Source organism: Kitasatospora sp. NPDC043949 (genome assembly GCF_056435365.1).
In genome coordinates this window covers 25244-45822 of sequence record NZ_JBWKEQ010000047.1, presented here as the reverse complement: position 1 = coordinate 45822, position 20579 = coordinate 25244, and the positions used below count along the sequence as shown (strand labels likewise).

Here is a 20579-nt window from a genome sequence, read left to right as displayed (position 1 = left end):
GCGGATCGCTCGGGCGCCCGGTGCCGGGGCGCGGGACGCCGGGCCGGCCTCACGGCTCGCGCAGGGCCCGGTCGACGAGGGGGCCGGCCGCTCCGGTGTACGTGGTCGGATCGCACAGCCGAGAGAGCTCGACCCTGCCGAACATGCCGTCGAGAGCGGGCAGTTCGGCGAGCACCTGCTCCAGCGGCCGACCGTCGCGGTCGGCCTCGCCGGACGCCTCGGTGAGCAGCTGCTTGGCCGCCGCCTTGCCGAGCCGGGGTGCCAGGACGGCGACGATCCGCTCCGAGACGATCTGACTACCCGTCAGTTCGAGGTTGGTGCGCATTCGTTCGGGCTTGACCTCCAGCCCCTCGGCGAGCTCCACCGCGGTGTGCGCGGCGCCCCCGGTCAGCCGCAGCGCCTCGCGCAGCAGCTGCCACTCGGCGTGCCAGGCGCCCCCCGAGCGCTCGTCCTCGGCCAGCAGGCACTGGGTGAGCCCGGTGGCGATCACCGGCACCTGCAGCGCGGCGCTGCGGATCAGGGTGGCCAGCACCGGGTTGCGCTTGTGCGGCATCGCGGAGGAGCTGCCGCGCCCGGCCGCGGTGGGCTCGGCCACCTCGCCGACCTCCGTCCTGGTCAGCGACTGCACGTCGATCGCGATCTTGCCGAGGGCGCCGGCGGTGAAGGCCAGCGCGCCCGCGAGGTCGGCGATCGGGGTGCGCAGCGCGTGCCAGGGCAGCACCGGGCGGGCCAGCCCGGTCTCGGCGGCGAAGGCGGTGAGCAGTCGGTCCAGGTAGTCGCCCGGGTCCGGCGCCGCCCCGTTCGCGGCCGCGCCGTCGATCCGGGCGTACTCCAGGTACCCGGCGAGGGTGCCGGCGGCGCCGCCGAGCGAGACCGGCAGACCGTGCTCGGCGACCCGTCCGAGCCGCTGCTCGGAGTCCAGGACGAGCTGGCGCCAGCCGGCTGCCTTGAGGCCGAAGGTGGTCGGTACGGCTTGCAGGGCGAGCGTGCGGCCGGGGAGGACGGTGTCCCGGTGCCGTTCGGCGAGGACGGCCAGGGCCCGCGCGGTGCAGGCGAGGTCGGCGCGGATGATCCGCAGGGCCTGGGCGGCCACCAGCATCGCACCGGTGTCCAGGACGTCCTGGCTGGTGGAGCCGCGGTGGACGTACTCGGCGGCGGCCCGGTCCTCGGCCGCCACCACCCCGGTCAGCGCCCGGACCAGCCCGACCACCGGGTTGGCGGTCTCCCGGGACTCGACCGCGAGGGCCCGCAGGTCCAGCAGCTCGGCGCGGGCCAGGCGGGTGATGGTGTCGGCGGCGGTCTTCGGCAGGGTGCCCAGCCCGGCCTGGGCCCGGGCCAGCGCCGCCTCGGCGTCCAGCATGGCCTGTAGCCAGGCCCGGTCGCAGACGGCGGCCTCGACCGGCGTCCCGGCGCGGACCGGCGACAGCAGCCCGGCGTCGGTCAGGATGTCGGCCGCGTCGTGCGGGTCGTGCGGGTCGTGCGGGCCGCCGGGTTCGTCCGGCGCGGCCGGCTCGTCAGGGTCGGTCATATCAGCACTCCGGTCAGGTCGGTGACGGCCGCGTCCGGCCGGACGCCGAAGGGCAGCTGGGTGGTGGGCGGCAGGGCGAGCAGCGAGCGGGCGATCGCGTCCGAGTCGCCGAGCGTCACCGAGTCCACGCCGGGCCGGATTCCGGCCGCCGTCACCCAGTGCACCGACTCGGTCGGCACCCCGTAGGCGTAGCGCCGCGGGTGCGCGCGGCCCCGGGTGTCCAGCAGCCGGTACGGCCGTTTGGTGACGGCCAGGCCGCCGGTCTCGTAGTCGGTGCCGCCCGTGCCCGGGATCCGGTACGCGGTGGCCTGTTCGGTGCTCAGTAGGTGCTGCAGCAGCGGGTCGGTGGTGCGGCGCAGGTCGGGTTCGGGCAGCCGGGCCTCGATCAGGACGGTGGCGCGCACCGGCGGCTGGGGCACCGCCCGGGAGGTGAGCACGTAGGCGGCCGCCTCGGTGTCGATCCGGATCTCGGTGCCCGGGCCGGTGAGTTCGACCACCCCGGCCTCGATCAGGGCGATCAGCTCCTCGATCCGGGAGACCGGCGGGCCGATCGACAGGAAGGCGTTGAGCGGGGTGTACCAGCCCTCCAGGTCGTCCCGGTGCGAGTTCCCCTCCAGCCCGCCGTGGTCCACCGCGAGGCGGATCTCGTTGCGCAGGTCGCGCAGGATGTCCAGGGCGGCCTTGAGCGGGCCGCTGAGGTTGCCGGCGCGGGCCGCCTCGACGTCCTCGGCCAGGTACCCGAGCAGCCAGTCGCGGAAGTCCTCCGGCCCGCTGAACTCCCGGTCCCCGTAAGGGCGGAAGAGCCGCTCCCAGTCCCACCGCTCCGACTCGGGGATGCCGTACTCGTCGAGCAGGGCCGCGAAGCCGCCGCCGTGGGCGACCGTCAGGTACCGCTGGACGAAGGGCTCCCGCTCGGCGCCGCGGCCCTTCGCGTCGAGCAGCGTGCCGTAGTAGACGCTCTCCACCTCGCGCGCGATCAGCGGCCACAGGTCGGTGCGGAACTGCACCGGCTCGCCGGCCGCGGACTGCTCGCGCAGCCCGGCGATGTACTCGGCGGTCAGCAACCGGGGGAAGTAACGGCCGTACGCGCCCTTCTCGTTCTCGCCGCGGGCGTGGTACGGGATGCCGCGGCGCGAACTGGCGAACAGTTTCGGCTCCCGGCCCGACGGCCGGTACACCAGCCGTCCGTCCGCGCGGACGAAGGCGCCGCCCCGGCCGACCGTGAACAGGGCCATGTGGTCGAAGAAGTTCAGCCCGAGGCCGCGCAACAGTACGTGCTGGCCCGGCAGGATGCCGCTCAGGTCGAGATCCGCCGGGTTGGCCGGGGTGATGTAGGTGAGGTGGTGGATCCGGGACAGGCTCGCCGTCCGCTCCTCGTGCGGGGTCGGCCGGGCCGCGACGTGGCCCTGGGCGAGCACGATGGCGTCCAGGTGGTTGAGCCGGCTGCCGTTCTCCAGGCGGATGCCCTGCGGGCCGCCGGGGACACCGTGGGTGTCCGCCATCGCCACCGCCCGCGAGCGGTGCACCTGGACGGTGACGTGCGCGGGCGCGCCGTCCACCACCCGGCGGAAGCTCGCGTTCAGGTAGCGCCCGTAGAACGCCCGGGTGGGGTAGCTGTCGGCTCGCAGGGTGCGGGCCTCGGCCACGCACTCCTCGTCCTGCCCGGAGGCGGCGCCGGCCTCGGCGACCTCCACCGCCCACTCCCACAGGCTCGGACCGGGCTCGATCGGGCCGTCGATCCGGGAGCTGTCGTCGGTGTACACGGTGATCTGCGAGGCGACGGTGTTCATCAGCAGGTGCCGTGACTGGTCCTGGCGCCAGACGGCGCCGGCGCCGGGCGCGGCCGGGTCGACCATGTGCACCGTGATGGAGCCGTGCGAGGGCGCCGCGCGCTCGTTGGCGCAGAGCCGCTCCAGAACGGACAGGCCGCGCGGGCCGGCCCCGATGACGCAGACCTCCAGTGCCGCCTTGCTGCCCACTCCGCTCATGCGCCCGCCCCGCTTCGCTCGGCAGGGGCATTCGCCCGCGCGCACCTCTCGATGACGAGATGGCTTCGCTCACTCATGGCTTCACGTCCTCCACGTCTTCCACGTCCGCCCGGGTGCCCTGCGGGGCGTCGGCGAGCAGCAGGCGGGCGAGTTCCAGGCGCTTGATCTTGGTGGTGGCGGTCCTCGGCAGCTCGTCCAGCCGTCGGTGGACCGGCTCGGCCATCGGCGGCAGCGACGCCGTGGCGCGCCGCCAGGCCGCCAGGTCCAGTGGTTCGTCGTCCTTGGTGCACACCACCGGCACGGCCCGGCCGTCCGGGCCGGGGATGATGATGACCTCGGCGAGGCCGGGCAGCTGGCCGAACAGGGTGTCCTCGGCCGCGAGGGTGCTGCCGAAGCCCTCGATCAGGTCGACCTCGCGGTCCAGCAGGTGCACGCAGCCCCACTTGGTGCGGTAGCCGACGTCGCCCATCCGCCACCAGCCGTCCGCCGACACCTGGGCGTCGTAGCGGTCCTGCTCGCCGAGATAGGTGACGATGCGTCCGTCGCTGCGCACCTCGATGAAGCCCGGGTTCCGCTCGGACGGCGGGTTGCCGTTCCGGCTGACGACCCGGACGTCGGTCATCCCGGGGAACGGCATGCCGACGCAGCGGCCGTCGTCGTCCAGGGTGCGGCGCCGGGTGAAGCCGCGGACGATGGCCGGGCCGACCTCGCTCTGCCCGTACAACTGGCCGAAGAGCGGCGAGCGGCGCCGGGTGGCACGCAGCAACCGGTGCACGGTCCGCGGGTGGATCGCGTCGAAGGTGCTGCTGAACAGCTTGACGTTGGACAGCGGGCCGCGCGGGTCCTGCGCCAACTCCTCCCACTCCATGAAGGAGTTGGGGTGCGCCTCCAGGATGCCCGGCTTCAGCCGCGCGAACAGGTCGCCGACGTGCTTCGGGTCCGACTCGCGCAGCACGACCAGCGGGAAGCCGCGGTAGAGCGAGATCGCCAGCGCGGTGATCAGCCGGGAGTGGACGAAGGAGACGTGGATGGCGATGGTCTCCCGGCCCGGGATCAGCGGGGCGATGACGGAGGCCTGCGGGCGGTAGCGGGACTGCAGGCTGAACCCGGTGTGCACGGCCAGCTTGGGCGTCCCGGTGGTGCCCGAGGTGTGGGTGATCAGCGTCGGGTGGTCGGCCGGCATGATGACGGGTTTGACCCTCTCCACCCCGGCCAGCGCCCGCAGTTCGACGGCGTCCCGGTACGAGCCGGAGGTCAGCACCACCCGGTCGGCGAGGTCGAAGACCGTCTCGGGCAGCACGTTCTCCAGCTTCTCCTGGTCGGTCACCAGGAACGGCCGGTCGGTACGGCGGACCAGCTCGGCGACGGTCGCGCCGTCCAGAGCCGGCGACAGCAGGACCGGGACCGCCCCGATCCGCGCCGCCGCGCACGCGAGCAGCGTGATGTCGAAGCCGTCGGCCTTGTACACCACCACCCGCCGGCTCGGCCGCACGCCCGCCGCCCAGAGCCGGGACGCCAGGTCGTCCACCAGGTCCGACACCTCGGCGACAGTCGCCCTGCGGCCCAACTCCGGTGCCGCGTCGAGGTCGTGGTCGAGGATGAGGACGTTCGCGCCGTGTCTGGCCGCGGCGCGTTCGAAGAGCATCCCGAGCTGAATTCCCCGGTTTCCGATACGTTGAAGAAGCACCTGTACGCCTCCCGGGCCGCGGCTGTGCGCCGTCGGCGCCTGACGTGAATGGAATGGACACCACCCGCGGTGAAAGGGACACCGTCCGAGGTGAATTGGCGTGCCCGGGCGTCCGAATGGCCGCGTGCCCGGGTACGAGCCCGGGAATTCCGGGCGAATCGCGGAAAGGCCGGATACCGCCCGGCGTCACGCCTCTTCGATGACGGCCTTGATGCGCTGCAGGGTGGCGGCCAGATCGCCGGAGATCTTGTCGCCCCACTCCGCGAAGAAGCGCTGCTTCTCGGCCGCGTCCATCTCCGCGGTGATGCCCTTGATGCCCTGGGTGGCCGAGTCCATGCGGAAGTGGTGGGTCAGCAGGCTGCCGCCGCCCTCGGCGGCTTCGATGTCGAAGCCCCAGATGCTCTCCTGCTTCTGGCCGTCCGAGTTGTGTATCGCCCACCGGAAGGTCCGGCCCGGCTCCGCGGTGACCACCTCGGACTGGGTCGTCCACCGGCCGCGGACCACCGGTGCCCAGGCGACGATGTCGTCGCCGCGGAGGTTGTCGCCGCGGAACACGGACCCGACGGCGGCCGGCTCGCCGACCGTCCATTCACCGCCCAGGCATTCCGGGCTCCATTCGCCGCTGCGCGGCAGGTCGCTGATCACCGCGTAGACCTCGATCGGTGTCGCGGAAATTCGAATGTCGGCGTCGGCGGAGAATATCGGCTGCTTCTCGTTGATGGTTTCGCCCATGCCGGGGATCGTCCCAGCCCGGCCCCGGCGGGGGTCAAGGGCGGGCCGGCGGGTCCGTCAACTCCGTGATTCCGTGTCAACTCCGCCCCGGTGCCGCGGCGAACGGCCGCGAACCGACCGGCATCGCGTACCACGAACCGGCCGGCACCGCGGGCCGCGAACCGGCCGTCCCCTCGAACCGCTACGAACCGGCCCGGATCTCGCGGGCGAAGTGCAGGGCGACGATCGACATCCGGGCCGCGTGATAAAAGCGGTGCGCGCCGTGGTTGGTCACCCCCGAGTCGAGCTCGATCCGGGCGCACCCCGCCCGCCGGGCCCGCTCCTCCAGCTCCGCCATCAGCCGCCCGCCGACCCCCGCCGACCGCACCGCGCGGTCGGTCACCAGGTCGTCGACGAACAGCAGCCGGCCGCGGCTGGTCGCCAGCACCCGGTGGGTCGCCACCCCGACGCACCGCCCGCGACCGTCGTACGCGGCGGTGAAGGCCAGCCCCTGCGCGTGCGCCTCGGCGGCGAAGGCGGCGAACCCCTCGGCGGTCAGGGCCGGCCTCAACTGCCGTATCAGCGGCCCGACATCGGCCGCCATGGCGGCGCTCCCCGGTGCGACGTCAACCATCGTCAGTTCCATCCCTCGATCTTCGCAGGGAATCCCGGTCCTCGGTCCGGGCGGGGATGTGAGTCCGGGCCCGTGGTCAGCCCGTGGTCAGCCCGCGCAGGCCGGGCAGAGGCCGCGGTAGGTGACGGCGGCGTCGGTGACGGTGAAGCCGAAGCGCTGGTCGGTGGGCAGGGCGGTGAGGGGGTCGTCGGTGGGGTGGACGTCGCGGATGGTGCCGCAGTGGGTGCAGACGAGGTGCTGGTGCGGGTGGTGGGCGTTGGGGTCGTAGCGCTTGGCCCGGCCGTCGGTGGAGACCTCGATGACCTCGCCGAGGGTGACCAGTTCGCCGAGGGTGTTGTAGACGGTGGCCCGGGAGATCTCGGGCAGGCGTTCGGCGGCTCGGGCGTGGACCTCGTCGGCGGTGAGGTGAACGTGCTCGCCGTCCAGGACCTCCGCCACGACACGCCGCTGGGAGGTGAGGCGCCAGCCGCGTCCGCGCAGTCGCTCCAGCAGGTCACTCATATCGGTTCACCTATTCAGGTCAATGGGAAGACCGGATTTTACCAAGTGATTGCGGCTTCTCTCCGGTTCCCGATCGGATATGGGTTTGGTGTCAATCTTGACGTGGATCGAGTCCATCGTAGGATCGGCTCCGGCGATAGCCTGGGTAGCAGGAAGTAGCAGTCAAGACACCGTGATCCGCCTTGTAGGGAAGGATTTCCATGTCTGAGAACCACGATCCCATCGTTACCGAACCCGAGCCGCAGGCGGAGGGCACGGGTGGCTGCCCGGTGGCCCACGGGCGCGCGCCGCACCCCACCCAGGGCGGCGGAAACCGCCAGTGGTGGCCGGAGCGGCTCAATCTGAAGATCCTCGCGAAGAATCCGGCCGTGGCGAACCCGCTCGGCGCGGACTTCGACTACGCCGCGGCGTTCGGATCCCTCGACCTTCCGACCGTGAAGCGGGACATCGAGACGGCCCTCACCACCTCGCACGCGTGGTGGCCGGCCGACTACGGGCACTACGGCCCCTTCATCATCCGGATGGCGTGGCACAGCGCGGGCACCTACCGCATCAGCGACGGCCGAGGCGGCGCCGGCGCCGGGCAGCAGCGCTTCGCCCCGCTGAACAGCTGGCCCGACAACGCCAGCCTGGACAAGGCCCGCCGCCTGCTGTGGCCGGTGAAGAAGAAGTACGGCCGCAACCTCTCCTGGGCCGACCTGATGATCCTGGCCGGGAACGTCGCCCTGGAGTCGATGGGCTTCGAGACCTTCGGCTTCGGCGGCGGCCGGGTGGACGAGTGGGAGCCGGACGAGGACGTCTACTGGGGCCCGGAGACCACCTGGCTCGGCGACGAGCGCTACACCGGCGACCGCCAGCTGGAGCGCCCGCTCGCCGCCGTCCAGATGGGCCTGATCTACGTCAACCCCGAGGGCCCCAACGGCACCCCGGACCCGCTCGCCGCCGCCCGCGACATCCGCGAGACCTTCTACCGGATGGCGATGAACGACGAGGAGACCGTCGCGCTGATCGCCGGCGGCCACACCTTCGGCAAGACCCACGGCGCGGGCCCGGCGGACAACGTCGGCCCCGACCCCGAGGACGCCCCGATCGAGCAGCAGGGCCTCGGCTGGAAGAGCACCTTCCGCACCGGCAAGGGCGGGGACGCGATCACCAGCGGCCTGGAGGGCGCCTGGACGGCCACCCCGGTGACCTGGGACAACAGCTTCTTCGAGACGCTGTTCGGCTACGAGTGGGAGCTGACCAAGAGCCCGGCCGGCGCCTTCCAGTGGAAGCCGAAGGGCGGCGCCGGAGCGGGCACCGTCCCGGACGCCCACGACCCGTCCAAGCGGCACGCCCCGACGATGCTGACCACCGACCTCTCGCTGCGCCTGGACCCGGTCTACGAGCCGATCTCCCGGCGCTTCCTGGAGCACCCCGAGGAGCTCGCGGACGCCTTCGCCCGCGCCTGGTTCAAGCTGACCCACCGCGACATGGGCCCGGTCGCCCGCTACGTCGGCGCGGAGGTCCCGGCCGAGCAACTGGTGTGGCAGGACCCGCTGCCCGCGGTCGACTACCGGCAGATCGACGCAGCGGACGTCGCCGCCCTGCGGGAGCGGATCGCCGCCTCCGGGCTGTCGGTCTCCGAGCTGGTGTCCACCGCGTGGGCGGCGGCCTCCTCCTTCCGCGGCAGCGACAAGCGCGGCGGCGCCAACGGCGGCCGGATCCGGCTCCAGCCGCAGATCGGCTGGGAGGTCAACGAGCCGGACCGGCTGGCCTCGGTGCTGCGCACCCTGGAGGGCGTGCAGCAGGAGTTCAACGCCCGGTCCGGCGCCAAGCAGGTCTCGCTGGCGGACGTGGTGGTGCTGGCCGGCGGCGTCGGCGTGGAGAAGGCCGCCCGGGCGGCCGGCCACGACGTGGTGGTGCCGTTCACACCGGGCCGGGTGGACGCGACGCAGGAGCTCACCGACGTCGACTCCTTCGCGGCGATGGAGCCGACCTCGGACGGCTTCCGCAACTACGTGGGCAAGGGCAGCCGGCTGGGCGCCGAGTACCTGCTGCTCGACAAGGCGAACCTGCTGACCCTGAGCGCGCCCGAACTGACCGTCCTGGTCGGCGGCCTGCGGGTGCTGGGCGCCAACTACCAGCAGTCTCCGCACGGCGTCCTCACCGAGACCCCCGAGGCCCTGACGAACGACTTCTTCGTCAACCTGCTGGACCTGGGCACGGAGTGGAAGGCCACCTCGGAGGACGGGCACACCTTCGAGGGCCGGGACGCGGCCACCGGCGCGCTCAAGTGGACCGGCACCCGGGCCGACCTGGTCTTCGGCTCCAACTCCGAACTGCGCGCCGTCGCCGAGGTCTACGCGAGCGACGACGCGAAGGAGAAGTTCGTGGCCGACTTCGTCGCGGCGTGGGTCAGGGTGATGAACCTGGACCGGTTCGACGTCGCCTGATCCCGCGCCCGCCCGATCCCGTGATCCCGGGTTCCCGGGCGGCCGACGGGAGTTGGCGTCAGCCGTCCGGAGGCGGTGAGGATCCGCCATCGGCCCGGAGGTGTACGCCTCCGGGCCGATGGCGGACCGCTACCGGGGCTGCGCCGCCGTGCCGACGCTGACCAGCCCGGTCTCGTAGGCGGCGACCACCTCGATCCCCTCCGATTCGAGGATCAGCCGGAACCCGGTGCGGACCAGGGCCTGGTCGTCGGCCACCACCACGCGCAGCGCCCGCTCGCTCATGAACTCTCCAGGGGGATAAGGGCCTTGACGCGGTAGCCGCCGCGCGGCCGGGGGCCGGTGTGCAGGGTGCCGCCGTAGACGGCGAGGCGTTCGCGCAGGCCGATCAGGCCTCCACCGCGGCCATCGCCTCGCGGGCCTTGTCCGGGGCGGTGTCCAGGATCTTGCGGGCGGCCCCGGCCTGGATCGTCATCATGCTCACGTTGTGCGTCACCACGTCGTGCAACTCCCGTGCGATCCGTGCCCGTTCGTTCTCCACCGCGTGCTCCAGCGCGGCCAGCCGCCCGCGCTCCTCGTCCACCCGGCGGCGCCACATCCGTAGTTCGTAGGCGACCGCGAACACCGGGACCAGGACCAGCAGCGCGATCACCGCGTTGGGGAAGTGCGGCAGCTTGGCGTCGTCGAAGAGCACCACCAGCGTCGCGGCGGCCGCCGGTAGGCTCGGCAGCAGTGCCGCCGGGCGGCGCCCGTAGGCGGCGGCGCTGTAGGCGGCGATGATGACGGCCACGCCGGCCGCGTACGCGATGTCCTCCGACTGGTGGCGCACCAGCAGCGCGGCCGGCATCACCGCCCACAGCACCGCCAGCGGCAGGCGGCGGCGCAGCACCAGCGGCAGCGGCACGAGCGGCACCAGCAGCATCAGCCCGTACCAGTCGGTGCCGTGACCCTTGCTCGCGGTGGTGGCGTAGCGGGCGCAGGCGAAGGCGAGGAACAGGGCCGGGGCCAGGTCGAAGGCCTGGCCGCGCCGGGTCGGCCGGACGGGGGAGCGGAGTCGCCCTGGGCAGCGTCCCCGGCGCGCCGCCCGTCCGTGCCTTCGTGCCGTCCACCAGGCGGGAACGTACGAGGAGCGGGGGACGAGCAGCGAACCGGTGATCGAACTGAGCGGTGTGAGCCGCCACTACGAGGGCGCGCGGGCGGCCCTCGCCGAGGACTGCGCCACCGCACGGTCCGGATGCGGGACGGCCGGATCGCCTCGGACTCGGCGGTGGCGGCATGACCGCGCTGGGCAGGGTGGTGCGCGCGGGTGTCCGCCGGCGCCGCACGCAGTCCGTCGCGATCGGGCTGGCCGCCCTGGTGGCCACCACCTGCTCCGTCCTCGGCGGCTCGGCCCTCGACGTGTTCGGCACGCCGGTGCTGGCGCTGCTCGGGTTCGGCGGCGTGCTGATCGCGCTGCTCGGGGCGCTGCTGCCCGCCGTCCGGGCGGCTCGGGCGCGGACGATCGAGGCGCTGCGGGCCGAGTGAGGGGCCGGGCGGCGGGTCAGGCGCCCTCGCCGGGCCGGTGACCCTCCGCCTTGGGCTCCTCCGCCGTGTCCTGTTCCGCCGCGTTCCGCGCGGCCGGGTCCTGCTCCGCCGGGTCCTGCTCCGCCTTGTGCTCGGCGGTCCGGACCTGCTCGGCGAAGGCCTGCGCGTCGATCCGCTCGACCGTGGCCCCGTGCCGGGAGGCCAGGTCGTCGGCCCGGTCGGGGGAGGACTCCCGGAGCTCCAGGACGAGCAGCGCGCCGCCGTCCGGGACGCGCGGCGAGAGCATGATCAGCCCGGCGCCGCCCTCCGTCGCCCGGCCCTCCTCGGCGGCGTTGCCGAGCGCCGCACCGGCCGCGAAGCCGAGCAGGACGCCGATCGGCCCGCCGACCAGGCCCACCAGGCCGCCGAGGACGCCGGAGCTGACGGTGGTCACGCCCGCGCCCCGGGTGAAGGTGTCCTGGATCTCCAACAGGCCGTCGGCGCTGCGCTCCAGCGCCGCCAGCTGCCGCAGGCCCGGCAGGTGCTGAGCCTCGTCGAAGGCCGTCCGCCACGTGGCGGCGTCCGGGAAGGTCAGCAGGACGACGTTGTGCTGCTCGCTCATCGCGCTCCGATCGGGCCGGGGGCGGGGGTTGCCGGATTCCATCGTGACCTTCGGTGCCCGGCCCGGCCACAGGAGCGACGGGCGGTGCGGACTGCCCGGGGCCCGGCCGTTCAAACGTGGGGCCTGGTTCAGGCCCCCGTCACTGCCCGGATTCCGGACAGGTGTAGGGCGACGGGAGGTTCGACGGCTGGCCGGGGGAGCGGGCGCGGCCTGCGGAAGCAGGACGGGCGGGGAGGCCTCGTCCCTATTTCGACCCTGGCCGAAATTGTGCCCGGTGCGCGGCACACCCCTGGTGCGGCGGGTGGGGCGGTGCCAGGATCCCGACCCGGCACGACCGTGCCAGACCCGAATGTCTGAAGGAGGCACCATGCAGCCCACGGCAGAGCAGGTCCGCGCGCTCAAGGACGAGGACTTCCGGCTCACCCTCGGCCAGGGCCACCAGGTCCACCCGGCCGGCGACCTGTCGGACGAGGTCTACGTGACCGCCGCGGTGCAGGCCAGCACCTGTGGCGGTTGGAGCAGCTGCGCCCACGTCTGCAGCTTCTGAGTCCGCCGTCCGCGGCGCGGACCCCGGTCGCACCGCCGGAGCCCGCGTCGCGGACGCACGATACGGCCGGTGAGCGCGCGCCCCGGCCGCATCGCCGGGGCGCGTACGCCCGGTACCGCGACCGTCGAGCGCACAGCACCGAAACCGTCGTGCACGAACCGAGCATGGAGAGACCGCCCGTGGTTGACGCGTCCGAAATCCGTCGGGCCGCCGCCCGAGCCGTCCCGCTCGCCGCCCGCGGTCCGCTGCCCGACCCGGACGCCCAGCGCGCCGAACGGACTGAACGGGCCGACCGTGCCGGGCGGATCCTCGACCGCTGGCGCGCCCAGCCGCCCTTCGACCGGGACGACTGGTTCGAGCGCCGCCTCGCCGCCGACCGCCTCGACCCGGACGGGCTGCGCGCCCTGCTCGCCGAACACCCGGCCGACCTCGCGGACCGCCTCGGCACCCCCGACTGGGCCGAACGCCTCGCCGCCGCCTTCGAGGCCGGGCACACCCTCGACCTCCCCGAGGAGCACGCCTTCGCCCGGCTCGTCGCCCCGCTGCTCGCCGACGCCCGCGACCGCCTGCGCACCGGCCTCGCCGAACTCGGCCCCGCCACCCCGGGCGCGGCTTCCCCCGGTCCCGCCACCCCCGGCCCCGCCACCCTCGGCACCCCCGACCAGCTCGCCGACCTCGTCCTGCCCGCACTCACCGCGACCGCGCACACCACGGCCGTCCGCACCGTCATCACCGAACTCCACGTCGCCCGCCTCTCCGGCGAGTTGACCGGAGACACCCCCGAACAGCGCTACCGGAACTTCCTCGACCGGCTCACCGAACCCGGCCGCGCCGTCCGACTCCTCGCCGAATACCCGGTGCTGGCGTACCGGCTGGCCACCGCCGCCGAACAGTGGACCGCCACCTGCCTCACCCTGTACCGCCGCCTCGCCGCCGACCTCCCCGCCCTCGCCCGCACCTTCGCCGACGGCCGCCCGCTCGGCCGCCTCACCGAACTCGCCACCGGCCTCGGCGACCCGCACCGGGGCGGCGCCAGCGTCAGCGCCCTGCGCTTCGAACACGGCACCCGCATCGTCTACAAGCCGCGCCCGCTCGGCGCCGAGACGCACTTCCAGCACCTCCTGCGCTGGCTCAACCCCATGCTCCGGCTGCCGCTGCACGACCTCGCCCACCTGGCCCGCGACGGCTACGGCTGGGTTGCCCACGTCGCCGCCGAACCAGCCCGCGACGACGCCGAGTTGAGCGACTTCTACCACCGCGCCGGCACCCTCGCCGCGCTGCTCCACACCCTCGACGCGGTCGACTGCCACGCCCAGAACCTGATCGCCGTCCGCGACCAGCCGGTCCTGATCGACCTGGAAGCGCTGTTCCACCCCGACCTGCCCGAACCCGCCAAGGACCTCTCCGAGTCCGAACGGCTCGCCCGCCACCAGGCCCGACACTCGGTGCTGCGCTCCGGCCTGCTGCCCGAGCGCATGTGGGACGAGGGCAACGGCGGCACCGACCTCTCCGCCCTCGGCTGGGATCCGGGCAGCCTCCCGCCGCGCCCCGCCCCCGTCCTGGTCGACCAGGGCACCGACCGGCTCCGCCTGGAGTACCACCGGATGCCCGTCGCGGCGCCCGGCAGCCGTCCCGTCCCGCCCGGGCGGCCGCTGCGCCTGGCCGACCACGTCGGCGAGCTCGAAGCCGGCTTCACCGAGGCCTACCGGCTGCTCGCCGCCCACAAGGGCGAACTCCGGGAACTCATCCGGGCGTTCGCCGCCGACGAGACCAGGATGCTCCGCCGCGACACCTTCGAGTACCGCAGCCTGCTCGCCACCGCCTGCCACCCCGACCTGCTCCGCGACGGCCTCGACCAGGACCGCCACCTCGACCGGCTCTGGGCGCTCCCCGCCTGGGAGGACCACGCGCTCGCCTACGTCGACCACGAGCGCGCCGACCTCTGGCGCGGGGACGTCCCGGTCTTCACCATCCGCCCCGACAGCGTCGACGCCCGCTCCTCCACCGGCGTCCTGATCCCCGGTGTCACCGACCGGCCCGCACTCGACCTCGCCCTCGCCAAGGCGGACGCCCTCGGCGAACCGGACCTGGCCCGCCAACTCCAGCTGCTGCGCCTGTCGGTGACCACCGCGGACGGCGCCCGCGAGCCGCGCCGCCACCCGGTCACGTCCCCTCCCGCGCCACCCGGGAGGCCGGCCGAAGGCCCGGACCTGGCCGCCCGCGCCCTCGCCAAGGCCGTCGACGCCGGCGAACAGCTCCTCCGGGAGGCCTACCGGGGGAGCGCGGACCTCGCCTGGGCCGGCCCCAACTGGGCCCCGCCCGGCCGCTGGGCACCCGCCGAACTCGGCCCCGACCTCTACAGCGGGACGGCCGGCGTCGCCCTCTTCCTCCATCAGCTCGCCACCGTCACCGGTGATCGCGAGCACCGAAGCACCGCCCGGGCAGCCGAACTGACGTTACGTCACCAAATTCGCCGGCGCGCCGACCGCCTCGGCGGCGGCCTCGCCGGAGTCGGCGGCATCCTCTACGCCCTCGCCCACCTCGCCGCCCACCACCCCGACGCCGAACTCGACGCCCTGGCCGCCCAGGTGGTGCGCCGCAGCGCCGCCACCGCCGCCGACGACGCCCAGCACGACCTCCTCGCCGGCAACGCGGGCACCATCGGCGGACTGCTCGCCTGGGCGGCCGTCCGCCCCGGCCCCGCCGTCACCGACGCCCTCGCCGCCTGCGCCGAACGCCTCGTCCGGGCCGCCGCCCCGCACCCCGAAGGCGGCGCCGGCTGGCTGCCCGCCTCCCTCGCCGGCACCGTCAAGCGCCCGCTGGCCGGTTTCGCGCACGGCGGCTCCGGCATCGCCTGGGCGCTCGCCCGTGCCGGCCGGCATCTCGGTGACCCCCGGCTGCCCCAACTCGCCCTCGCCGCCGTCGAGTACGAACGCACCCTGTTCGACCCGGCCGCCGCCAACTGGCGCGACGTCCGCGAGGACGACGGCCCTGACGCGCCCCACTACCCGGCCCTCTGGTGCCACGGCGCCTCGGGCATCGCGCTCGCCCGCACCGAACTCGCCGAACTCCTCCCCGAAGCCCGCGAGTTGCTCCTCGCCGAACGCGACACCGCCCTGACCACCGTCCTCCGCGAGGGCTTCGGCCACAACTTCTCGCTCTGCCACGGCGACTTCGGCAACCTCGAACCCCTCCTGCTCGCCGGCGACCGCTGGCGCACCGCCGCCCTGCGGCAGGCCCACGCCACCCTCGACGACCTCGACACCCGCGGCTGGACCTGCGGCCTCCCGCACGGCGTCCACAGCCCCTCCCTGATGGTCGGCCTCGCCGGCACCGGCCACGGGCTGCTCCGCCTCGCCGCCCCCAGCACCCCCTCCCTCCTCGCGCTCCACCCGCCGACCCCCTGAGACGGCCGGCGAGGTCGGCGAGGCCAGCGAGGCCGGGCAGCGCGGGCTCGGCCGGGATGTTCCTGTGATCGTCGGACCGCGTGCCCGGAGCGTGCCGCAACCGGCCCCCGAATCGAACATCGCGGACCCTCCCGGTGATCGATTGCCACCAACTCGCCGCCGCCGACACGGAATCGCCCGGATCGAGTGAGACCGGCCGGGACACGCCGGACGGCCCGGCGGACCGCTGCCAGGATCGGGGTCCGCACCGCAGCCGGCCCTTCGCAGCGTGCCTTCCGGCACCGCTGCCGACCCCACACGCCCACTCGGCGGTGAGGGCTGCCCGCGCGCGGATCCGCTGCGGCCACAGGCCGCCGTACCAGGGAGCAGGGAGCACTGTGTCCGAACAGATCGTGAAGCCCGAGAGGCCCCACACCCCGCCCGACCGCACCCCCTCCGACCACGACCAGCCCGACCAGCACGACCAGGACCACGACCAGCACGACGAGGAGCTGCGCCTGCGCTTCCCCGGCGACCGCCGCGCCGAGGCCGGCGCGTCGATGTCGGCGAACGCGATGCTGCGCCGCCTCCCGCACCTGGTGCGCCGCGCGGTGGCGCTGGCGTGGGCGGCGGACCGGACGTCCACCGTGTTGCTGCTGGTGTGCCAGGCGCTGGCGGGCGTGTTCGGGGCGTTGGCGCTGTACGCGACGACCGGCGCCCTGGGCGCGCTGCTGGTGGCGGGCCCGGTGGGGGAGCACCTGCGGACCGCCGCGCCGTCGCTGCTCCTGCTGACCGTCTCGGCCGCGCTGCGCGCGGTGCTGGGGGTCGCGGTGGTGGGGCTGTCCGGCCGGGTGTCGCCGAGGGTCACCCGGGAGGCGGAGCTGGCGCTGATCGCCGCCGGGTGCGCGGCCGAGCTGCGGGCGTACGACGAGCCCGCGTACAACGAGCAGTGGGAGGCGGCCGATCGGGGTGCCTCGACCACGCCGGACCTGCTCTCCAACGCCCAGGACGTGATCGCCTCGACGGTCTCGCTGGCCGCTGCGGCGGGTGTCCTGGCGACGCTCCACCCGTGGCTGGTGCCGCTGCTGCTGCTGGGTTCGGTGCCGACCGGGGCGGCGGCCGTCCGGACGGCCCGGATCCACTACCTGGCGGCCGTGGCCACCAACGAGGACCGTGGCGCGCTGCGCGTCTACCGCTGGTTCCTGATCGACAAGACCCGCGCGGACCAGGTCCGTTCGGACCAGGTCACGCCGTTCCTGATGGCCAAGTACCGCCGCGCCGGGGAGAAGATCGTCGAGGCGACGGACCGGGCGACCAGGGAGGCGGCGAAGGTCTCCCTGCTGGCCTCGCTGGGCACGGGGGCGGGCAGCGCGCTGGTCTGGGGCACGCTGCTGTACCTGGTGGCGAGCGGCCGGATCGACCTGGCGGCGGCGGGTACGGCGACGTTCGCGCTGCGGACGGCCTCGTCCGGGCTGCAGGGCCTGGTCGGCAACGGCGCCCGGCTCTACCGGATGGGCCTGTACCTGGACGACTACTTCACCTTCCTGGACGAGGCCGGCGGTCACCGGATCCGGCGCGGCGGGATCGTGCCGGACGCGCCGCGACTGGTGGAGGTCGCGGACCTCGGGCACGCCTACCCCGGCGAGCAGCAGGAGCCGGCGCTGCGCGGGGTGAGCATGACGCTGCGGGCCGGGGAGGTGGTGGCGGTGATCGGGCAGAACGGCAGCGGCAAGTCGACGCTGCTGAAGCTGCTGTCGGGCCTCTACCTGCCGCAGTCCGGCCGGATCTGCTGGGACGGCGTGCCGGTGGAGGAACTGGACGCGGACGGCATGTGGTCGCGGGTGGCCCGGGTGCCGCAGGAGTTCGCGCGCTGGCCGCTGGGGGCGGCCGAGAACGTCCACCTGGGGCACCTCACCGAGCAGGTGATGGCGGACGTGGAGCGGGCGGCCGCGCGGACGGGCTTCGACGAGATCGTGGCCCGGCTGCGGTCGGGCTGGCGCACGCTGCTGGCCCAGGGCTGGTGGGGCGGCGCCGAGTTGTCGGGCGGCGGCTGGCAGCGGGCGGCGGTGGCCCGGGCGCTGTACCGGACGGTGCGCAGCCCGGGGCTGCTGATCCTGGACGAGCCGACCTCGGACCTGGACCCGCGCGCCGAGCACCGCATCCTGCACGCGCTGCGCGCCCTCGCCCCGGGGCGGATCACGCTGCTGGTGACGCACAACATCGCCAACGCGGCGGTGGCGGACCGGGTGATCGTGATGGACCGGGGCCGGATCGTGCAGACCGGCACCTGGGCGGAGCTGGCGGCGCGCCCGGACGGGCTGTTCCGTGAGCTGCTGGACCTCCAGCGGGACCGGACGGTCCCGGCGCAGCGGGTTTAGGGCGTGTCTGACAATTCCCGCCGGGCGCACGACGCCGGGCATCCCGCCCGGACGCACCGCCGAAACGCCCAAGTACGACCCAGTACGAGGACGCTTCGCCGGCACGCCCGGCCGGGCGCCCACCGCCGCGCGCTGATCCGCCGCGAATTGTCAGACACGCCCTGACGTCCTCGGCCGTCGAGGGCCGGTGCTGACCGTCCTCCGTACCGTCGTCGTCACGGCGGTACGGAGGACGGGCGGCTCCCGCCGGACGCGCGGGGTCTCGTTGACGGCCCTGCGCCGGTGCGTCGGTGCGCCGGTGTGCCAGTGGGGCAGCGCGTCAGTGGGTCGTGCGTGCCGCGTCGCGCAGCCGGCGCCAGGTGCGGCTGACGGACGCCAGCCCGGCCCGCCCGGCGGCGGTCCCGCCGCCTTCCCAGGCCCGGGCCGCCTCGGCGAACGTCTCCGCGCGCTCCGCGTTCTCCGCCGCCGCCCGGGCCGCCTGTGCCTGCGCGGCCCGGGCGGTGAGCCGCACGTCCTCCGGTTCGATCATGTCGAGCCTCGCCCGGACGTGGTCGAGCAGCGCGGCGCAGGAGTCGTCGATCGCGGCCTCGCCCAGCGGGCGCGCCGGGAGGTCCAGCCCGTCCGTCAACCGCTGCTCCAGGGCGGCCCGCAGGTCCGGCACGGAGATGTCGCGGATCGTGAGGGAGAGGTGGGCGGAGAGGCCGGCGGCGCCGACCGCGCGGTGCGCGAAGCCGCGCGGGACGTAGAGCACGCTGCCGGGTTCGAGGACGCCGTGCAGGAGCCGCGGGGAGTGCTCGTCGTCGGGGAGTTCTCCCGGCGACCAGTGCGTCACGGTCGGCGCGTCGTGGACGTACCAGGTCTTGCGTCCGGCCGCCTGGAGGACGAACACGTCGGCGTCGTCACGGTGCACCGCGAGACCCTGGCCGCCGGCGGGCGTGACGAAGAAGAACGCCTCGACGCGCCGGTCGAGTTCTTCGGACAGCCGCGCCACCAGCTCGCCCGTCGGGCGGTGCCACTGGTCGACGCAGCGCAGCAGCAGCGTCGCCCCGGCGCCCAGGAGCGCGAGGACCTTCGCACGGTCGGCGAAGCCGTGGTACGTGGTGCCGTTGACCACGCGTGACGTGGTGTAGGCCTCGGGCGGGACGGTCACCTTGGTGGAGCGGACCATCTCCAGGTAGGGGGTGCGCAGCAGCCCCGTGTCGAAGGCGGCGTCCAACGCGTCCAGGTCGAACGGCGAGGCGAGTTCCTCCGGCGTGAAGACCGCGGGCTTGCGCTGCCACTGGTGGCCGGTGAAGCTCCGGACGTCGCCGACCCAGTCGGCCAGCGTGGGCGATTCCATGGTGTGTCCCGTGGTGTCAGGGTGTTCGGGGCTCGTGGGTCAGGCCCTGGCCGCGGCGTCGAACCGCACGGAGAGCAGGGAACGCAGGGGGACGTGCGTCTCCTGCCGCGGGCCGCGAATGGCGAGCCGGTGGTCGAAGGCGACGTTCAGCAGGCGTTCGGCCAGGGGTACGACCAGGTGCTTGGCCCAGCAGCGGGCTCCGTCGAAGCCGAACGGCATGAACCCGGGCGTCTTCTCCGGGTCCGCCACCCCGGCCCACCGTTCGGGCCGGAACTCCAGCGGGTCGGACCAGTGCTCCGGGTCGCGGTGCATCAGGAGCGGGAAGAGCGCGACGCGGTCCTCGGGGCGGATCTCGGGGTGCAGTCCGGTGTAGGCGTGGCCGTCGTTGCGGAACAGCATCCACGCGGGTGGGAGCAGCCGCAGGGTCTCCCACAGAACCTCGGTGAGGTCGGCGCGGGCGCCCTCCCGCTCCCGGTCCGGCCCCATGAGCCACAGGGCGTTGCCGGCCAGCGCGGCGACCCCGTCGCAGAGGGTGGCCGTCGATCGCCGGTACAGCGCGATGGCCTGCCTCCGCTCCCGGGCGCCGGAAGCGTCGCGGATCTGCCCGGCCAGCGTGGTGCTCCTGCCCTCGGCAGCGGATCCCGGCCAGACGGTGACGGCGCGGTCGACGATCCGGGAGAGCCTGTCGGAGCGGGTGACGCCGCGTTTCGACAGGAGGGAGACCGGCAGGGGGTCGGACGCGAAGAGCCATCGGCGCAGGTAGGAGGTGGCCGCGTAGGGCCAGGCGCCGGACAGCCCGCGTGCCGGGGGCGGCGGGGTCCTGATGCCCGCCATGACATCCTGGCCCAGCGCGCGGATCGTCCGGGTCGCGCTGTCGTGGTGGATGTCCGCTCCCGCGGCGGGCTTGTAGACCGAGCGCTCCGCCGACCGCACGGGGCGCGCCGCGACGATTTCGGCCATCAGCTCGCAGTCGGAGACGCCGACCGTGCGGGCGTCGATCCGGAATACCTTTTCTTCCCTGGTCAGCAGGTCCTGGATCTTCGGGGCGTAAACGATGGAATGGCTGCGCCCGGCTGTCGGCGCCATTTCCTCCACGAGAATCCCGCCTCCAATGAAATGGCGATGAAATGAGTTCTCCGCAGCCGGTGGAGAACTCCGGACAGGGAGCGGGTGGGGCACTCCGCCGCGCCGGGGGGGGGGAGGGGGGGGGGGGGGCCCCCCCCCCCCCCCCTCCACCCAAAGAAAGGCAAGACACACACACCGTTGGTGAGGTTCTCGTCCCCCTTTTACCTCTTCCCGATCTCCGTTCTCCCCTTCCCTGGT

At 74.0% G+C, this 20579-nt stretch carries 16 protein-coding genes; 5 read left to right on the top strand and 11 right to left on the bottom strand.

Annotated features, from left to right (window positions below):
* Positions 1 to 49: 49 nt before the first annotated feature.
* From AC07AL_RS30060 to AC07AL_RS30035, 6 genes are all read right to left on the bottom strand, one after another.
* The gene (locus AC07AL_RS30060; protein WP_478318894.1) at positions 50 to 1528 is read right to left on the bottom strand and encodes a nitrosuccinate lyase; all 1479 of its coding nucleotides are present in this window, start codon (positions 1526 to 1528) and stop codon (positions 50 to 52) included.
* Positions 1525 to 3516, bottom strand: coding sequence for an FAD/NAD(P)-binding protein (locus tag AC07AL_RS30055; protein WP_363587047.1), 1992 nt, complete (start codon positions 3514 to 3516; stop codon positions 1525 to 1527). The genes AC07AL_RS30060 and AC07AL_RS30055 overlap by 4 nt, the downstream gene beginning before the upstream one ends.
* Positions 3517 to 3589: 73 nt before the next feature.
* The gene (locus tag AC07AL_RS30050) at positions 3590 to 5161 is read right to left on the bottom strand and encodes a class I adenylate-forming enzyme family protein (RefSeq protein WP_400803335.1); all 1572 of its coding nucleotides are present in this window, start codon (positions 5159 to 5161) and stop codon (positions 3590 to 3592) included.
* A 228-nt stretch (positions 5162 to 5389) separates the two neighbouring features.
* Positions 5390 to 5935, bottom strand: a complete 546-nt coding sequence (locus AC07AL_RS30045) for an SRPBCC family protein (protein WP_363632367.1) — start codon at positions 5933 to 5935, stop codon at positions 5390 to 5392.
* 181 nt (positions 5936 to 6116) lie between these two features.
* Positions 6117 to 6548, bottom strand: coding sequence for a GNAT family N-acetyltransferase (locus AC07AL_RS30040; RefSeq protein WP_400803329.1), 432 nt, complete (start codon positions 6546 to 6548; stop codon positions 6117 to 6119).
* Positions 6549 to 6635: 87 nt separating this feature from the next.
* On the bottom strand, positions 6636 to 7049 hold the full coding sequence (locus AC07AL_RS30035) for a Fur family transcriptional regulator (protein WP_363587051.1): 414 nt from the start codon (positions 7047 to 7049) through the stop codon (positions 6636 to 6638).
* A 200-nt stretch (positions 7050 to 7249) separates the two neighbouring features.
* On the opposite strand from AC07AL_RS30035, the gene katG reads away from it, so the two are divergent.
* Positions 7250 to 9484, top strand: a complete 2235-nt coding sequence (katG, locus tag AC07AL_RS30030; protein WP_478318891.1) for a catalase/peroxidase HPI — start codon at positions 7250 to 7252, stop codon at positions 9482 to 9484.
* A gap of 129 nt (positions 9485 to 9613) precedes the next feature.
* On the opposite strand, the gene AC07AL_RS30025 is transcribed toward katG, so the two are convergent.
* Positions 9614 to 9766: a hypothetical protein gene (locus tag AC07AL_RS30025; protein ID WP_478318890.1), complete on the bottom strand. Its 153-nt coding sequence runs from the start codon at positions 9764 to 9766 to the stop codon at positions 9614 to 9616.
* Positions 9767 to 9869: 103 nt separating this feature from the next.
* A complete protein-coding gene (locus tag AC07AL_RS30020; protein WP_478318905.1) occupies positions 9870 to 10625 on the bottom strand; it encodes a sensor histidine kinase in 756 nt (251 codons plus the stop codon).
* 131 nt (positions 10626 to 10756) lie between these two features.
* Here AC07AL_RS30020 and AC07AL_RS30015 point away from each other — a divergent pair, with 131 nt between their 5' ends.
* Positions 10757 to 11005: a hypothetical protein gene (locus tag AC07AL_RS30015; protein ID WP_478318889.1), complete on the top strand. Its 249-nt coding sequence runs from the start codon at positions 10757 to 10759 to the stop codon at positions 11003 to 11005.
* Between the two features lie 16 nt (positions 11006 to 11021).
* Here AC07AL_RS30015 and AC07AL_RS30010 read toward each other — a convergent pair whose 3' ends face one another.
* Entirely contained in the window at positions 11022 to 11606 is a 585-nt protein-coding gene (locus tag AC07AL_RS30010; RefSeq protein ID WP_363587055.1) for a hypothetical protein, read from the bottom strand.
* Positions 11607 to 11973: 367 nt separating this feature from the next.
* Here AC07AL_RS30010 and AC07AL_RS30005 point away from each other — a divergent pair, with 367 nt between their 5' ends.
* The 3 genes from AC07AL_RS30005 to AC07AL_RS29995 all read left to right on the top strand — a co-directional run bounded on the left by AC07AL_RS30005 (position 11974) and on the right by AC07AL_RS29995 (position 17917).
* Complete coding sequence (locus AC07AL_RS30005; RefSeq protein ID WP_063346527.1) at positions 11974 to 12153, top strand: hypothetical protein; 180 nt, start codon at positions 11974 to 11976, stop codon at positions 12151 to 12153.
* A 179-nt stretch (positions 12154 to 12332) separates the two neighbouring features.
* Positions 12333 to 15560 (top strand): type 2 lanthipeptide synthetase LanM family protein, encoded by a 3228-nt coding sequence (locus tag AC07AL_RS30000; protein ID WP_478318887.1) that lies wholly within the window; start codon positions 12333 to 12335, stop codon positions 15558 to 15560.
* Positions 15561 to 15937: 377 nt separating this feature from the next.
* Entirely contained in the window at positions 15938 to 17917 is a 1980-nt protein-coding gene (locus AC07AL_RS29995) for an ATP-binding cassette domain-containing protein (RefSeq protein WP_478318886.1), read from the top strand.
* Positions 17918 to 18236: 319 nt separating this feature from the next.
* On the opposite strand, the gene AC07AL_RS29990 is transcribed toward AC07AL_RS29995, so the two are convergent.
* Together AC07AL_RS29990 and AC07AL_RS29985 are read right to left on the bottom strand one after the other, a co-directional pair.
* Positions 18237 to 19256, bottom strand: a complete 1020-nt coding sequence (locus AC07AL_RS29990) for a JmjC domain-containing protein (RefSeq protein ID WP_478318884.1) — start codon at positions 19254 to 19256, stop codon at positions 18237 to 18239.
* A 39-nt stretch (positions 19257 to 19295) separates the two neighbouring features.
* The gene (locus AC07AL_RS29985) at positions 19296 to 20342 is read right to left on the bottom strand and encodes a cytochrome P450 (protein ID WP_400989554.1); all 1047 of its coding nucleotides are present in this window, start codon (positions 20340 to 20342) and stop codon (positions 19296 to 19298) included.
* Between the last annotated feature and the right edge of the window lie 237 nt (positions 20343 to 20579).

Coding starts and splice junctions, on each gene's coding strand:
- AC07AL_RS30060 (WP_478318894.1), bottom strand. CDS start 1,528: ATGACCGACCCTGACGAGCCGGCCGCGCCGGACGAACCCGGCGGCCCG.
- AC07AL_RS30055 (WP_363587047.1), bottom strand. CDS start 3,516: ATGAGCGGAGTGGGCAGCAAGGCGGCACTGGAGGTCTGCGTCATCGGG.
- AC07AL_RS30050 (WP_400803335.1), bottom strand. CDS start 5,161: ATGCTCTTCGAACGCGCCGCGGCCAGACACGGCGCGAACGTCCTCATC.
- AC07AL_RS30045 (WP_363632367.1), bottom strand. CDS start 5,935: ATGGGCGAAACCATCAACGAGAAGCAGCCGATATTCTCCGCCGACGCC.
- AC07AL_RS30040 (WP_400803329.1), bottom strand. CDS start 6,548: ATGGTTGACGTCGCACCGGGGAGCGCCGCCATGGCGGCCGATGTCGGG.
- AC07AL_RS30035 (WP_363587051.1), bottom strand. CDS start 7,049: ATGAGTGACCTGCTGGAGCGACTGCGCGGACGCGGCTGGCGCCTCACC.
- katG (WP_478318891.1), top strand. CDS start 7,250: ATGTCTGAGAACCACGATCCCATCGTTACCGAACCCGAGCCGCAGGCG.
- AC07AL_RS30025 (WP_478318890.1), bottom strand. CDS start 9,766: ATGAGCGAGCGGGCGCTGCGCGTGGTGGTGGCCGACGACCAGGCCCTG.
- AC07AL_RS30015 (WP_478318889.1), top strand. CDS start 10,757: ATGACCGCGCTGGGCAGGGTGGTGCGCGCGGGTGTCCGCCGGCGCCGC.
- AC07AL_RS30010 (WP_363587055.1), bottom strand. CDS start 11,606: ATGAGCGAGCAGCACAACGTCGTCCTGCTGACCTTCCCGGACGCCGCC.
- AC07AL_RS30005 (WP_063346527.1), top strand. CDS start 11,974: ATGCAGCCCACGGCAGAGCAGGTCCGCGCGCTCAAGGACGAGGACTTC.
- AC07AL_RS29990 (WP_478318884.1), bottom strand. CDS start 19,256: ATGGAATCGCCCACGCTGGCCGACTGGGTCGGCGACGTCCGGAGCTTC.
- AC07AL_RS29985 (WP_400989554.1), bottom strand. CDS start 20,342: ATGGCGCCGACAGCCGGGCGCAGCCATTCCATCGTTTACGCCCCGAAG.